The following is a 13,831-nucleotide window of genomic DNA, read 5'->3' as shown; positions in this document are numbered from 1 at the left end:
TACGACTATAGGATGAATGGAAAAGGGGGGGCTCTCGTGAGTGAGCATTTAACAGCCATTATGGAAGAGCACGGCGAATATTGCCTACGTGTGGCTTATTTATATGTGCGAGACTGGTCTATTGCTGAAGAAATTGTGCAAGATGTATTTCTCGCCTATTACTTGCAACAGGATCGCTTTGAACAAAGAGCTTCGCTTAAAACCTATTTAGTAAAAATTACAGTACATAAAAGTCATGATTATTTAAGAAGCTGGAAAAATAAACGCCATCAATTATTTGGCAAGCTTCATTTTGGTGTAAGTAAAAGGACTCCAGAAATAGATCTCATCAGAGCAGATGAACGAGTGACGTTGAAAGCAGCTTTATTTGAGTTACCCATTTCTTATAGGGAAGTGTTAATTCTTTATTATTATCAGGAATTAAAAGTACGTGAAATAGCAGATGTGCTTGGTTGTACTGAAAATACAGTAAAAACAAGGTTACGTAGAGCAAGGAAAATGCTACAAGACAAACTCGAACGAAGCGATTGGGAGGTGCTAGGAGATGACATCTTTTAAAAAGAAGCTGAATGAGGAAATAGGAGAAGCACCACGTTTTACGAAAGCATTACAGGAGCGTATTGTACATCGTACGGAGCAACATCATCGGCACAAACAATATGGCGGTTGGCAGTACCCTACAATTATAGTAGGCGCAATAGTGACGTTGCTTTTTTTAATCGCTGTTGGACCGTGGCAACGAACAGAGTATGTTCAGCATGCTTCAATTGTTGAACTAGCGCAAAATGAAGAAATACAACAATTGTCCATTGTACAAAATTGGGATGAAGATTCATTTAATGCTGGCAGAATAGGTTGGATTATAGGGCAACAAGAGTACTTAAAAGGGGCTGACACGAAGCTTCTAGAAAGCATACTTCAGAAGGCAGTTGTAGCACAGAAATCGGATGATTATTATGTGGTTCGAGATTTTTGGATAGAATTTAGTAATGGGCAAGCAGTTAAGCTAAAAATGTTAAAAAATAATGAACAAATCGCCTTTCTCGATGTAAAGACCAATCAGTTTTATAAAGTCAATGATGAGGAGGCTACATTAGCATTTGCAGACTTTGATTTTCAGGATATAGAATTTAACTTTATAGCATTTCTTATATGGATCGGCGGTATTATACTAGTAGGGTGGGTAGCTGATAGGGCGGTTCGTTGGAAATTTAACATCCCAAAAGAGCCGAAGTATGTAAGTGACAACCATCGACGCACGGTTTTTATTTTTAAGTTCATAAACTTTATTGCGTTTGCTACATTTAATCTAAAAGGTTGGATTATATATATTGCTGCTGATTTTACGCTTATTTTTATATTATTGTTAATTAATACAGCAATCGAATATTATTTTGGACGACATGAAAAAAGGCATTACTTGGCATTAACAACTACGATTTTTTCGTTTATTATATTTATCGCTTTTGTCATTTGGGTTTAAAAACAGAAAAAAAGATGTTTCGCTAGTTTGCGAAGCATCTTTTTTGTATTTGTATATGGAGACTAGTCGTCTGCTGATGGAAAACGTCTAGCCTGCTGAAGCATAAATTGATAAATGCAAGAGATGATAAAGCTTACAGCTAGACCGTATAGAGCACTAAAATAGAGGCCAACAATAATGCCAATCATAATAGAGAGCAATATCGCTAACCAACTATGTTTATGAATCGTTCGCTTCGTAAATAAAAGAATAATGATAAACGGCAACATTGTGATATGGATAAACGCAAAGCTATAAATGACGCCTAAAATAGTTATTTTGATTGATAAAAATAGACTAAATAAAAGTAGCATTAAGCCTATCAAATAGTAATAATAGGGTCTACGTGTAGTAAAGAAGCGTTTTGTTGCTCGCATTTCTACAAGTAGTGTTGTCACAATTGCTAAAAGCGTAATTACAAGGAAAGCAAATGTAAGCAAACCTGGCTGTACCTCATATAAAAATGTCAGCACTAAAATTTGAAATTGGCCGTATGAGCCACTATACAGTGCAATCATTAAGATTGCTGTAAAGGACAACGTTAATAACGCTAAAACGACACCTGAAGAAAATAGGCTACGGCGTACTTTTTTAGGTTTGATAAAGGCAATCAAATACCAAGTAGACTTATCAAATAACACTTGTCCTAAAATAGCTAATTGGATTACAACATAAAACAACAGAATTTCACTGTTTTTAAAGTAAAATAAATACGGATGGTATAAACGAATTCCTTCATAAACCGTACTGGCTCCATTTTGCACAAAATAAAAAATAGGGATAAATATGAGGAGAGAAAATAACATAATAATAAACAACGTATCTAGCCATAATATCCCCTTTAAAGACATTAATCGGTCCAATAATAGCATGCCAATTAGAAACATTGCTAAAGTAATCGGCACTGGTATATTGAACATAATGGTTGATAATACACTAATGCTAATGAATTGAATAAGCCATATTTCTATGCCTGTTAGTAAGTAAAACAGCCGTACAACTTTTAAGTTCATACCACTTAGTTTGTCCTGCATTTTCATCATTAAAAAACTTTGTTGGTGTTGGCTTTGTGAATAGCCACTTTTATTTAAAAAAGAACCTAGCACGATAAACGAAATGGCTGTTGCTAATGTATAACAAATACCTGCCATAAAACCATAAGAAATAAGTGCGGATGGGGAAGATAATAAAAAATTACCACTAATCCATCTTGCTAATAATATGATGACGCCAGCTGTTGTACTTAAACTTGCAAGCGGTACAAGAAGTGAAAGTTTTTTAAAATACATATTTTTTACTGACCTTTATACTTTTGTGATACTTTGTATTGTCGTGGAGACTGATTATATTTTTTCTTAAAAGCTACACTGAAATAATGCTGACTATTAAAACCACAGCTTTCTGCAATAGTAGACATACTAGCTTCCATGTTTTCATTCATCTTCTTAATAGCAATCTCTAAGCGATAATTATTAATATACTCGTTAATGCCAATTGATTGCTCCTCTAAAAATTTACGGCTTAAATAGCTTGGATTTAAATGTATTTTTTCAGCTATAATATTGAGCGTAAGTTTTTCGTGATAATTTTCATGAATATAAGAAAGTGCACTTTGAATTGCATCATGGTTGGAGCTCCAAGCCTTATATTTTTCGACAATAGCGTTTAATTCACTAGCAATAACAGGCTTTGTTAAATAATCAGTCACTCCGATTCTTAAAGCTTTTTGTGCGTATTCAAAGGTCTGAAATGCAGTGACCATAATAATATCTAATTCATAAAGATTTTTTAATTCCTTGCTTAGTGTTATACCATCCTTTCCAGGCATTTGAATATCTAAAAAGGCGATGGTCATACGATGCTTTTTCGCTAATTGTAGTGCTTGAGAAGCATCTAGAGCAGTGTGGAATTTCCAATTTGGAAAATGTGGCTTTAATAAATAAATCATTTGTTCTAATTCTAATGGCTCGTCATCGGCGATTAGTATATTCATGTTGCTTCATCCTTTCCTTTAGGATCTACTTTTATTGCTTACGCAGGAACATGAATAGTAACGGTATAAAGTTGCTCCTCGCTAATGGTTGAAAATAAAATATTTTCAAGTCCATATATAAGTTGGAGACGTTTTTGAACATTTTCAAGTCCGTAGCCTTGCTGCAATTCATCTTCGGTATGATTAAGTGCCGTATCGATTGGCTGTGTATTTTTTATTTCAATCAATAAAATGTTGTCCAATTTTTTTATATAAATAGACAGCTCGGCAGGTCCTACATGCTTCTCAAATCCATGTTTAAAGGCATTTTCAATAATCGTTTGAAAAATAAACGGAGGTATTTTTACTGAAAGAGCATCATTATCGATAAATTTGTTTATCGTTAAACGATGCCCGAAGCGTAGCTGCTGAATATTTAAATAGCTTTCAACAAATTGGACCTCATTTTTTAAGGCAATTAAGACATCGTGATCATTATATTTAAATTTAAAAAACGTTGCTAAAGCTTCAATACCTGCAACTAAATCTTCTTTACGATTAATGCGGGCTAGACTTAACAAAGAATTTAAGGCATTAAAAAAGAAGTGTGGCTGTATTTGTTGGTTGAGTTGAAGGATATTCGCACGCTGTAAATCCTGCTCTAGCTCCAAATGTCTTTTTTCTTCTTCAAGACTATCAATTTGTTTTTCAAAAATAAATATAAATGTAAGCAGAAAAGCTCCAATGATTGGAGCAATTACACATAGGAGAATATATATGTTGAATGTTTCTAGTTGTAACATAATGAAAATGACCTCTCCAGTTTTATATAAGTGTAAGTTACATTAAACTAAATTTTCTGCAAAATGGCAAGCTACCTTATGTGTGGCATTTATTTCCCGCAACGCTGGAATTTCAACTTTACATCTGTCGGTTGCAAATGGACAGCGTGTGTGAAAGCTACAACCTGTAGGTGGATTAAGAGGGGATGGAATATCTCCCTTCAAAATAATGCGTTCCTTACGATGCTGCTTGTCGATAATTGGTATAGACGAAAATAGTGCTTTTGTATAAGGGTGAAGCGGCTGAGAGAAAAGGGAATGCTTGTCGGCTATTTCGACGACTTTTCCGAGATACATTACCATGACACGATCAGATATATGTCGAACGACACTTAAATCATGAGAGATAAATAAAAACGTTAAATCCAAATCGCGTTGTAGTTTTTTTAGTAAATTTAAAATTTGAGCTTGAATGGACACGTCTAAAGCTGAAACCGATTCATCACAAATAATAATTTTTGGATTGACTGCAAGTGCTCTTGCTATACCAATACGTTGTCGTTGCCCGCCAGAAAATTCATGTGGATAGCGCTCGAGATATTCTGGACGTAAACCAACGAGTGACATTAATTCTAGCATACGAGATTCCTGCTGCTCTGGCGGTACAATTTTTTGGATAGACATGGCCTCCGTCAGCATTTTGCGAATCGTTCTTCGCGGATTGAGGGAAGCGTAAGGGTCTTGAAAAATAATCTGAATATCTTTTCTTGCCGCTCGCAGTTCTTTTTTGTTCATTTCTACTAAGTTTTTGCCGAACAATAATACTTCACCAGATGTCGGTTCATCCAATCGTAAAATAGCACGACCTGTTGTCGATTTCCCACAGCCCGATTCACCAACGATGCTTAGCGTTTCACCTGGCATAATATTGAAAGAAACACCATCTACAGCTTTTACAACTTGTTGTGAACCAAAAAGTCTTTCTTTTTTCAAGAAAAAATGCTGTTTTAACTCGTTTACTTGTAATAATGGTTGCATATTTTCATTCATTGTCATACCATCATCTCCTCCATCGCTGATTCTCCTTGCCATTGTTCGCTATACATCCAGCATCTTACCTTTTTATCCGATTCTATCGTAATGAGCTCTGGTTGCTGTGCATGACATAGCTCAGTTGCAAATGGACAGCGTTCAGCATAACGACAGCCGTTTGGATAGTGATATGGACTTGGTACAGTGCCGTGAATCGTCGATAGCTCTTCTTGATCTTCATAAAGCTTTGGTAGTGATTGAATTAAGCCATTTGTATAAGGATGAAGAGGCTTTGCAAAAAGGCTATCTGTAGAACCTTCTTCTACTACTTGACCCGCGTACATAACCGCAATTTTATCGCAAATTTCAGCCACTACACCGAGATCATGTGTAATAAAAATAATGCTCATCCCTAATTGCTGTTGCAAGTTTCTAATAATATCGATAATCTGTGCTTGAATCGTCACATCAAGCGCTGTTGTTGGCTCGTCAGCAATTAATACATCTGGTGTACAAGCTAAAGCCATCGCAATCATAATGCGCTGTCGCATCCCGCCACTTAGTTGATAAGGCTCCTGTTTTGCTCTTTTTTCTGGTGCAGGTATGCCGACAAGACGAATCATTTCAACTGCCTGTTGCCATGCTTCTTTGCGGGACAAACCTTGATGTAAGCGTATTGTCTCAGCAATTTGTTCACCAACTGTTAATACGGGGTTTAGGCTCGTCATAGGCTCCTGAAAAATCATCGATATTTTATTGCCTCTTATTTTCCGTAGCTCTTCTTCTGATAATTTCAGTAAATCTGTATTGTTTAGTAGTATTTCACCATTAATGATTTTACCTGGTGGTGAAGGTACTAATCTTAGGAGGGAGAGTGAGGTCATTGATTTTCCGCATCCCGATTCACCAACAATTCCTAACGTTTCTCCTTTATGAAGTGTAAATGACACACCATCTACAGCCTTTGCGACCCCTTCACTGGAATAAAAATATGTTTGTAAGTTTTTTACTTCCAATACCGTATCTCGTTTCATGTTCATGTCCCCCCTAATTTAAATCAATTCGTTTATTAAATATTCTGTATAAAATATCGACAAATAGATTGATAACAACAAATATTAATGAAGCAACTAGTACGCCACCTTGCACAATTGGTATATCTCGAGTACGAATAGCATCAACTATCATTCGGCCAAGGCCGTTCACAGCAAAAACAGATTCTACTAATACTGTTCCACCAAGTAAAGTACCAAACTGTAATCCTACTACTGTAATAACAGGTATTAATGCATTACGTAATGCGTGTTTTAGAATAATAACGTAGCCTTTTAAACCTTTTGCTTTTGCTGTACGGATGTAATCTTGATTGACAACTTCAAGCATACTGGAGCGCGTCATACGGGCTACGATGGCAGCACCACCAGCACCGAGTGTGATGGCTGGCAAAATAATATGTTTTGCACTTTCCCATCCCGCCACAGGCAGCCAATGTAGCTGTACTGAAAATACATACATTAATAAAATTCCAAGCCAAAAGCTTGGCAAAGAAATACCGAGTAGCGCAACAATCATTAATCCAACATCTAAAATAGAATAGGGACGTATTGCTGAAATAATGCCGGCAATAAGACCTAACACAATGGTGATTAAAATACTGTATATCGCAAGCTCAATTGTAATCGGTAAACGTGCCGTAATTTCCTCAAGAACGGGCTGCTTATTTTTTAAAGAATTCCCCATATCACCATGTAAAAGATTGTTGATATATTCACCGTATTGAACATATAAAGGCTTGTTCAACCCTAAATTCTCGCGTAACTCTTCAACCGTTTCATTGGAAGCACCTTCACCAGCTAATATTAATGCAGGATCACCTGGTATCATCTGCATAATTAAAAATACAACGAGGGTTACACCTAATGTCACAGGGACAATTTGCACAATTCGTTTTAAGATAAATAGTGTCATATCGCTACACTCCTTTAATTTTTCATTCTTGGATCAAGTGCATCGCGCAAACCATCTCCAAATAAGTTAAATCCAAGTACAAGTATCGAAATCATCAGTCCAGGGAACATCGCCATATATGGAGCAGTAAAAATAAAGTCTCTACCGTTAGAGAGCATTGCTCCCCATTCTGGTGATGGAGGCTGAGCACCTAAACCTAAAAATGATAAGCCAGCTGCAGATAAAATGGCTGTAGCTAAGCGCATAGATGCTTGTACAATAATTGGTGATAAAATATTAGGGAAAACATGCTTCGCTAAAATCGTCACATCGTTCGCACCAAGTGTTCTAACAGCATCAATGTATTCCAATTTTTTAACTTCCATCGTAGAACCACGTACGATACGAGCGAACATAGGTATTGAGAAAAAGCCAACAGCAATTGTAACGTTAATTAGGCTTGGACCTAATGCACTGACAATCGCCAAAGCTAGTAAAATACCAGGGAAAGCTAGCATGATATCTAAAATACGACTAATAATGGAGTCAATCCATCTGCCGTAATAGCCAGCAACAAGCCCTAATAACGTGCCAATCGTTCCACCAAAAAGTACGGCTGAAAAACCAACACCAATTGATAGGCGTGAGCCATATAATATGCGACTAAAAATATCACGGCCTTTATCATCCGTACCCATGAGATGATCCAAACTAGGTGCTTGTAATTTCTGATCCAATTGCACATCGTATGGATCGTAAGGAGCAATGATAGGCCCGATAAGAAACATAATTAAATAAAGAACAATAATAATACCACCTGCAACAGCCGCTTTATTTTTTTTAATTTTGTTGAGAAAACTGATCATATTTTTTTTCCGAGATGCTTTGCGTGCATCCGATAAAATCGAATGATCTATCGTTGTAGTTACTTTCTCCATAATGATTTCTCCTTTTTTTTTAGATGTGATATCAATTTATTGAAAAGAGCAAAGAAAGTAAATGTTTTAGAAGCTATTAGTCAGAAAATTTAAAAAACAAGTAAAGATTTTAAAAAACAAGTAAATTTTATTTCTTTATAATTCGAAATGTAAGCAACAATTTAACAAGGAGGAGTAATTTATGAAGAGAATGAAAGTGTTTTTATTTTTAGCGCTTATGACTGTCGTTATTTTGCAAGCTTGTTCGACTGCAAGTAATAATAGTACGGAGGGCTCCAAGGAAGGATCTAAAAGTGTTGGAGGGGAACTTATCGTATTAAGAGCTTCAGATGCTACTAGTCTTGACCCGCACTTTATAACAGATATTCCTTCAGCAAATATTATTCATGGTAAAGTCTATGAGACATTAGTAGCTTTTGATAGAGATCGAAAAATTGTTCCGTTACTAGCAAAATCATGGGAGCAAAAGGACGAGTTAACGTGGACATTTACTTTAAATGAAGGCATTAAGTTTCATGATGGTGAAGAGTTTAATGCAGAGGCTGTAAAAGCGACATTCAATCGAATTTTAGATCCAGCGACAGGTTCACCACAACGCGATAAGCTATCTATGATTAGCGAAGTTGTTGTTGATGATACGTATGTTGTGACATTAAAATTAAAAAATCCTTATGCACCGCTTCTTTCTATTTTAGCGAGCCAAGAAGGTAGCATTATTAGTCCGAAATCAATTAGTGAATCAGCAGATCAGCTTGCGACAAATCCAGTGGGTACGGGTCCATTTATTTTTGAGTCGTGGAAATCTGGTCAAGCAATTACATTAAATACAAATAAGGATTATTGGGGTACTGTACCGAAGATTGATAAAGTGACATTTAAAATCGTACCTGAAGATTCAACACGTTTAGCTATGATTGAAAGCGGTGAAGCGCATATTGCCGACCAAGTACCTGTGACGGATATTGCCAGAATTGAAAATTCTTCAACGATGAATTTATTCCGCACAGAAGGACTTGCCGTTGAGTTTATCGGCTTTAATGTGAAAGATTCATTATTATCAAATGTCAAAGTACGTCAGGCTATTAGCTATGCAGTTGACCGCGAGGCAATTATTAGTGGAATTTATAATAATGTAGGTACACTTGCAAATTCAGCAATGAGTCCAAAGGTTATTGGTTATTCAAGTGAAACGAAGGCATATGATTATGATGTTGTAAAGGCGAAGCAACTGTTAAAAGAGGCAGGAATTAAAGAAGGCACTAAAATCAAATTACTGACAAGTGATCGCAAAGAACGCATTAATATGGCTGAGGTTGTGCAATCTCAATTAAAAGGGATTGGCTTAGATGTTGAAATTCAAGTAATGGAATACGGTGCATTTATTTCAGAAATTACGAAAGAACAGCATCAAATATTTATTAGTGGCTGGGGTAATGCTACCGGTGACGCTGATTATAACCAATACAATCTGTTCCATACAGCTTCAATGGGCGCACCAGGAAATCACTTCTATTATAGTAATCCAGAAATTGATAAGTTAATAGAAGAAGGACGTACTGAATCAGACCAAGCTACTCGTAATGAAATCTACAAAAAAGCGATGCAATTAGAGCTAGATGAAGCGGTATATATTCCTGTTCGAAATTACGAGCATTTAGCAGTTTATAGTAATGGAGTAAAGGGCTTTTGGTTAGATGCATCAAATTACACAATGGTTAGCGGAGTAGAAATTGTCCAGTAAGTACATTCGTTGTACCTGTTTAGTGAAACAAACATCAAAATACTAATTAGGAGAGTAAACTATGAGCACACTATTGCTAAAAAATGTGAGACTGGAAGAAGCTTTTGAACATGAAAAAGAGCACATTGTTGCAACTCGTACTGCAATTTATGATGTCCTAATTGAAGATGGACATGTAAAAAAGGTAGATAAAAATATAGTTGTGACCGAAGATATTGAGGTGTTGGATGCACAACATCAATTATTAGTACCTTCCTTCCGCGAAATGCATATTCATATCGATAAAACGTATTTTGGTGGTGAATGGCAAGCGCCTAGACCAATAACAAAAGGAATATTAACACGTATTGAGGAAGAGCAGACACTTTTACCGAAGCAATTGCCGACCGCAGCTTATCGTGCCGAGGAGATGGTGAAATGGCTTATTGCACAGGGGCATACACATATTCGTTCCCATTGTAATGTTGATCCACAAATTGGCACAAAGCATATCGAAATTACAAAGCAAGTTTTAGAAAAATATAAGGAACAAATTACGTATGATATTGTTGCTTTTCCACAGCATGGTCTTCTACGTTCAAATGTAGAAGGGTTAATCCGAGAGGCAATGACAATGGGGGCAACGTTAGTTGGAGGTGTTGATCCATCGATTGTTGATCGCAATATTGAAAAATCACTCCAAACAACAATGCAAATTGCACAAGATTATAACACTGGCATCGATATTCATATTCATACAGCCAATACATTGGGAGAATTTGAGTTTTATAAACTGATTGATTTGACAAAGCAGGCCAAAAAAGAGGGACAAGTGACAATTAGTCATGCGATGGCACTGGCTGATTTAGCGCAGCCACAACTAGAAAATCTTGTACAAGCAATGGCTTCTGTCCAAATGGATGTGACAACAACGGTACCAATTGCTATTAATCGTTCAACAATTCCGATTCCATATTTATATGAAAAAGGGGTTAAGGTTTCAGTAGGGCATGATAGTTTAACAGATCATTGGTCCCCATATGGCACAGGCAACACAATTACAAAATTAAATGTTATGGCTGAAAGATTCCGTTTCATGGATGAATATTCTTTAAGTCGTGCATGGAAATATGCTTCTGGCGGTATAACACCTTTGAACGATGAGGGTGAGCGTGTATGGCCAAAGGCTGGTGATGTTGCTAATATGCTGCTAGTAGATGGCGTTAGTACGGCACATGTTGTAGCTAGAAGATGTCCAATCTCTACAGTCATTTCACAAGGCAAAATTATTCACCAGCAGGAAGTAGGAGAGTTGAAAGGAGAATTCAGATGAAGCAGTGGCTTACAAACGTTCTACTTGAAACAGGCGAGTATATAAAAGATAATGATACAGTTGGTACAAAGGTTGAGCTTTTCAACATTGAAATTACGGAAGGTTTAATTTCGCAAATTATTCCAGCAACACAAGCAATCGATGCGTCGCAAAACGCTACAGATATGAAGGGCAAGCTCCTTTTACCTGCTTTTAAGGAAATGCATAATCATTTAGATAAAACCTATTTATCATTACCTTGGAAGGCAGTAATACCATCAAAAAATTTAAAAGATCGATTGGAGCAAGAAGCAAGGGAGCTACCTATTTTAGCGCATACAGGAAAGCAGCGTGCTGTTGCAATGATTGAAAAAATTATTAACAACGGAACGAATCATATACGTACCCATGTAAATATTGATCCGTATATAGGGTTAAAAAATTTAGAGGGTGTATTAGCAGCGTTAGATGATTATAAAGATATTGTGACAGCCGAGGTAATCGCTTTTCCGCAGCACGGCTTACTAAGAGATAATGTGCCACAGTTAATACGTGAGGCATTACGCAACGGTGCTACAATGATTGGTGGACTTGATCCGGCTGGAATCGATAATACTATTGAGCGTTCTCTATACGAAACAATGGATATTGCCCATGAATTTAATGTCGATGTTGATATTCATTTACATGATGGCGGTCACGTTGGCTACTATACAATAGATAAGTGGCTTGATATAGTCGAAGAGACAAATTACCAAGGCAGAACAGCTATAAGTCATGCCTTTGCATTAGGTGATGTTTCTATTATGGAGCAACATAATATTGCAAATCGTCTTGCACAGCAACAGGTGAAAATCATGTCTACAGTGCCATATAATATCAACCGTGTGATGCCACCAATCGATTTACTGTCAGAGCATGGAGTCGATGTGCATTTTGGTTGTGATGGATTTTTTGATTCATGGAGCCCATATGGTTCTGGAGATATTTTAGAAAAAGTAACTACTTTTGCAGACATTTCTCGAAAACTAGATGAACGTTCCATACGTCAAACATTGAAATACATTACAAATGGTATTACGCCATTAGATACAAATGGTCAGAAAGTTTGGCCAAATATTAACGATGAAGCAAGTTTCGTATTTTTTGACGCAGTATCAAGCGCCGAAGTCATTGCAAGAAGACCTTTAGATCGTACTGTCATGTCTAAAGGAAAATTTATTCGTTAAACATAATGGAGAGGCATACTGAAATTGTGCCGTGCTAATAATAAAATTATCCCCCTTAAATAATTTTATATAGACGAAAATCCACTTACATTCCTATGCTGAAGTATCGCTTTCATGGTGAAAGCGATACTGGCAAAGGAAGGCGAAGCGGTTTTTTTAATTTGTAGCAAATGTTTTATCAGTGGGATTCAAACTCCGGCTGAATCAAGAAAAAAATCTCGCCGTAATTGCGCAGAGATGTAAATGATTATTTTTCATGTGAGAAGGAGCAATAAATGAAACAACTAACAACATACATGATTTTATTTAGCTGTGTATTTTTTTGGGCTAGTAACTTTATTATTGGCGCTATTTTAATTCATCATTGGGATCCTATAGTGATTTCCATTTACAGACTGATTGTAATTGTTCTATTTTTAGGGTGTATAAGTTGGCGATTTATCATCCATTTATCCGTTACGCGCCGCGATATTTTATTATTAATTGTAGCTGGCATTTTAGGTGTTGCGATTAATCACTATAGTTTTTATGCAAGTCTTCAGCATACTACTCCAATAACAGCAGCTCTCATTTTAGCTTGTGCACCGATTGTGACGTCGTTACTTAATAAAATAATCTATAAAGAATATCGAAATAGTATTTTTTGGATTGGTGCTATTATTTCAATAGTTGGCGTTTCAATGATTATTACAAAAGGAGCATTTATCGGCATTTCAATCGGTAAAGGTGAAATTTTAAGCTTGATTACGATGTTAAGTTTTGCACTGTTCCTAATTATTGTAAATGACCTTAGCGCCAGAATTTCTGCGGCGGCTATTACTTTTTATACAAACTTGATTGGTCTAATTGTTCTCATGCCATTCGGAGCATCTATAGTAGCCCAAAAGAATATGCAAGTAGCATTTCCATATTGGTTACTGCTAATTATTTCAGCTATCGTTATTCATGGAATTAGTAATTTAATGTGGAATAGAAAAATGAAAGAAATAGGGTCGACAAATGCATCGCTTTTGTTAAATTTTGAACCAGCTATCGCGATGATTCTAAGTGCTATTATTTTAAATCAGCTGCCAACTAGCATCCAAATTTACGGTTCTTTGTTGATTCTATTAGGAATAATCCTTTGTATTTACTATAAAGAAATAAAGGGGTTAGTTTATAAATAAGAGGGCTATTGCTATCGTTGATTTCCGCTACGGGCGGGCGCTTTCCGCGGGCACAACGTAAGCCACAACCGTCGCTGTCGCGCCGTCTGTTGCGTCTTACGTTTTGTGCTGTTCCCGCAGGAGTCGCCCGTCCTTCGCTCCAATCAACAGAAAATTGTTTGAGTGTCTGGCACTAAGCGTATTCTAAATAAGAACTATTGCCACCGTTGAT

13 protein-coding genes are annotated in these 13,831 nt (G+C 36.5%); 6 read left to right on the top strand and 7 right to left on the bottom strand.

Annotated elements, in window-relative coordinates:
- Positions 1-36: 36 nt before the first annotated feature.
- Positions 37-558, top strand: a complete 522-nt coding sequence (locus ACIP9G_RS16650) for a sigma-70 family RNA polymerase sigma factor (RefSeq protein WP_401020813.1) — start codon at positions 37-39, stop codon at positions 556-558.
- Complete coding sequence (locus tag ACIP9G_RS16645) at positions 545-1,483, top strand: hypothetical protein (protein ID WP_401020811.1); 939 nt, start codon at positions 545-547, stop codon at positions 1,481-1,483. Before ACIP9G_RS16650 ends, ACIP9G_RS16645 begins: the two co-directional genes overlap by 14 nt.
- 62 nt (positions 1,484-1,545) lie before the next feature.
- Here ACIP9G_RS16645 and ACIP9G_RS16640 read toward each other — a convergent pair whose 3' ends face one another.
- From ACIP9G_RS16640 to nikC, 7 genes are read right to left on the bottom strand one after another with little or no spacing between them, the layout of a single operon-like run.
- On the bottom strand, positions 1,546-2,811 hold the full coding sequence (locus ACIP9G_RS16640; protein ID WP_401020810.1) for a permease: 1,266 nt from the start codon (positions 2,809-2,811) through the stop codon (positions 1,546-1,548).
- Positions 2,812-2,816: 5 nt separating this feature from the next.
- Positions 2,817-3,515 carry a response regulator transcription factor gene (locus ACIP9G_RS16635; protein WP_401020808.1) on the bottom strand — a complete coding sequence of 233 codons (699 nt, stop codon included), beginning with the start codon at positions 3,513-3,515 and terminating at the stop codon, positions 2,817-2,819.
- A 38-nt stretch (positions 3,516-3,553) separates the two neighbouring features.
- Positions 3,554-4,297, bottom strand: a complete 744-nt coding sequence (locus ACIP9G_RS16630) for a sensor histidine kinase (RefSeq protein WP_340822939.1) — start codon at positions 4,295-4,297, stop codon at positions 3,554-3,556.
- Between the two features lie 42 nt (positions 4,298-4,339).
- Positions 4,340-5,332, bottom strand: a complete 993-nt coding sequence (locus ACIP9G_RS16625) for an ABC transporter ATP-binding protein (RefSeq protein WP_340822941.1) — start codon at positions 5,330-5,332, stop codon at positions 4,340-4,342.
- Positions 5,329-6,342 (bottom strand): ABC transporter ATP-binding protein, encoded by a 1,014-nt coding sequence (locus tag ACIP9G_RS16620; RefSeq protein ID WP_340822943.1) that lies wholly within the window; start codon positions 6,340-6,342, stop codon positions 5,329-5,331. The genes ACIP9G_RS16625 and ACIP9G_RS16620 overlap by 4 nt, the downstream gene beginning before the upstream one ends.
- A gap of 13 nt (positions 6,343-6,355) precedes the next feature.
- On the bottom strand, positions 6,356-7,276 hold the full coding sequence (gene nikB, locus ACIP9G_RS16615) for a nickel ABC transporter permease (protein ID WP_340822945.1): 921 nt from the start codon (positions 7,274-7,276) through the stop codon (positions 6,356-6,358).
- A gap of 14 nt (positions 7,277-7,290) precedes the next feature.
- Complete coding sequence (nikC, locus tag ACIP9G_RS16610) at positions 7,291-8,193, bottom strand: nickel transporter permease (RefSeq protein WP_340822946.1); 903 nt, start codon at positions 8,191-8,193, stop codon at positions 7,291-7,293.
- A gap of 181 nt (positions 8,194-8,374) precedes the next feature.
- Here nikC and ACIP9G_RS16605 point away from each other — a divergent pair, with 181 nt between their 5' ends.
- The 4 genes from ACIP9G_RS16605 to ACIP9G_RS16590 all read left to right on the top strand — a co-directional run bounded on the left by ACIP9G_RS16605 (position 8,375) and on the right by ACIP9G_RS16590 (position 13,620).
- A complete protein-coding gene (locus ACIP9G_RS16605) occupies positions 8,375-9,934 on the top strand; it encodes a glutathione ABC transporter substrate-binding protein (RefSeq protein WP_401020802.1) in 1,560 nt (519 codons plus the stop codon).
- A gap of 61 nt (positions 9,935-9,995) precedes the next feature.
- Positions 9,996-11,246 carry an amidohydrolase family protein gene (locus ACIP9G_RS16600; protein ID WP_340822950.1) on the top strand — a complete coding sequence of 417 codons (1,251 nt, stop codon included), beginning with the start codon at positions 9,996-9,998 and terminating at the stop codon, positions 11,244-11,246.
- Positions 11,243-12,454 carry an amidohydrolase gene (locus ACIP9G_RS16595; RefSeq protein WP_401020799.1) on the top strand — a complete coding sequence of 404 codons (1,212 nt, stop codon included), beginning with the start codon at positions 11,243-11,245 and terminating at the stop codon, positions 12,452-12,454. The genes ACIP9G_RS16600 and ACIP9G_RS16595 overlap by 4 nt, the downstream gene beginning before the upstream one ends.
- 275 nt (positions 12,455-12,729) lie before the next feature.
- Complete coding sequence (locus ACIP9G_RS16590) at positions 12,730-13,620, top strand: DMT family transporter (RefSeq protein WP_340822954.1); 891 nt, start codon at positions 12,730-12,732, stop codon at positions 13,618-13,620.
- Positions 13,621-13,831: the final 211 nt, after the last annotated feature.

It is taken from the genome of Lysinibacillus sp. NPDC093197 (genome assembly GCF_044754025.1).
Lineage (GTDB): Bacteria > Bacillota > Bacilli > Bacillales_A > Planococcaceae > Lysinibacillus.
Note: the sequence above shows the minus strand (reverse complement) of the source record. Positions and strands in the feature narration are given on the sequence as shown.

Coding starts and splice junctions, on each gene's coding strand:
- ACIP9G_RS16645 (WP_401020811.1), top strand. CDS start 545: ATGACATCTTTTAAAAAGAAGCTGAATGAGGAAATAGGAGAAGCACCA.
- ACIP9G_RS16640 (WP_401020810.1), bottom strand. CDS start 2,811: ATGTATTTTAAAAAACTTTCACTTCTTGTACCGCTTGCAAGTTTAAGT.
- ACIP9G_RS16635 (WP_401020808.1), bottom strand. CDS start 3,515: ATGAATATACTAATCGCCGATGACGAGCCATTAGAATTAGAACAAATG.
- ACIP9G_RS16630 (WP_340822939.1), bottom strand. CDS start 4,297: ATGTTACAACTAGAAACATTCAACATATATATTCTCCTATGTGTAATT.
- ACIP9G_RS16625 (WP_340822941.1), bottom strand. CDS start 5,332: ATGACAATGAATGAAAATATGCAACCATTATTACAAGTAAACGAGTTA.
- ACIP9G_RS16620 (WP_340822943.1), bottom strand. CDS start 6,342: ATGAAACGAGATACGGTATTGGAAGTAAAAAACTTACAAACATATTTT.
- nikB (WP_340822945.1), bottom strand. CDS start 7,276: ATGACACTATTTATCTTAAAACGAATTGTGCAAATTGTCCCTGTGACA.
- nikC (WP_340822946.1), bottom strand. CDS start 8,193: ATGGAGAAAGTAACTACAACGATAGATCATTCGATTTTATCGGATGCA.
- ACIP9G_RS16605 (WP_401020802.1), top strand. CDS start 8,375: ATGAAGAGAATGAAAGTGTTTTTATTTTTAGCGCTTATGACTGTCGTT.
- ACIP9G_RS16600 (WP_340822950.1), top strand. CDS start 9,996: ATGAGCACACTATTGCTAAAAAATGTGAGACTGGAAGAAGCTTTTGAA.
- ACIP9G_RS16595 (WP_401020799.1), top strand. CDS start 11,243: ATGAAGCAGTGGCTTACAAACGTTCTACTTGAAACAGGCGAGTATATA.
- ACIP9G_RS16590 (WP_340822954.1), top strand. CDS start 12,730: ATGAAACAACTAACAACATACATGATTTTATTTAGCTGTGTATTTTTT.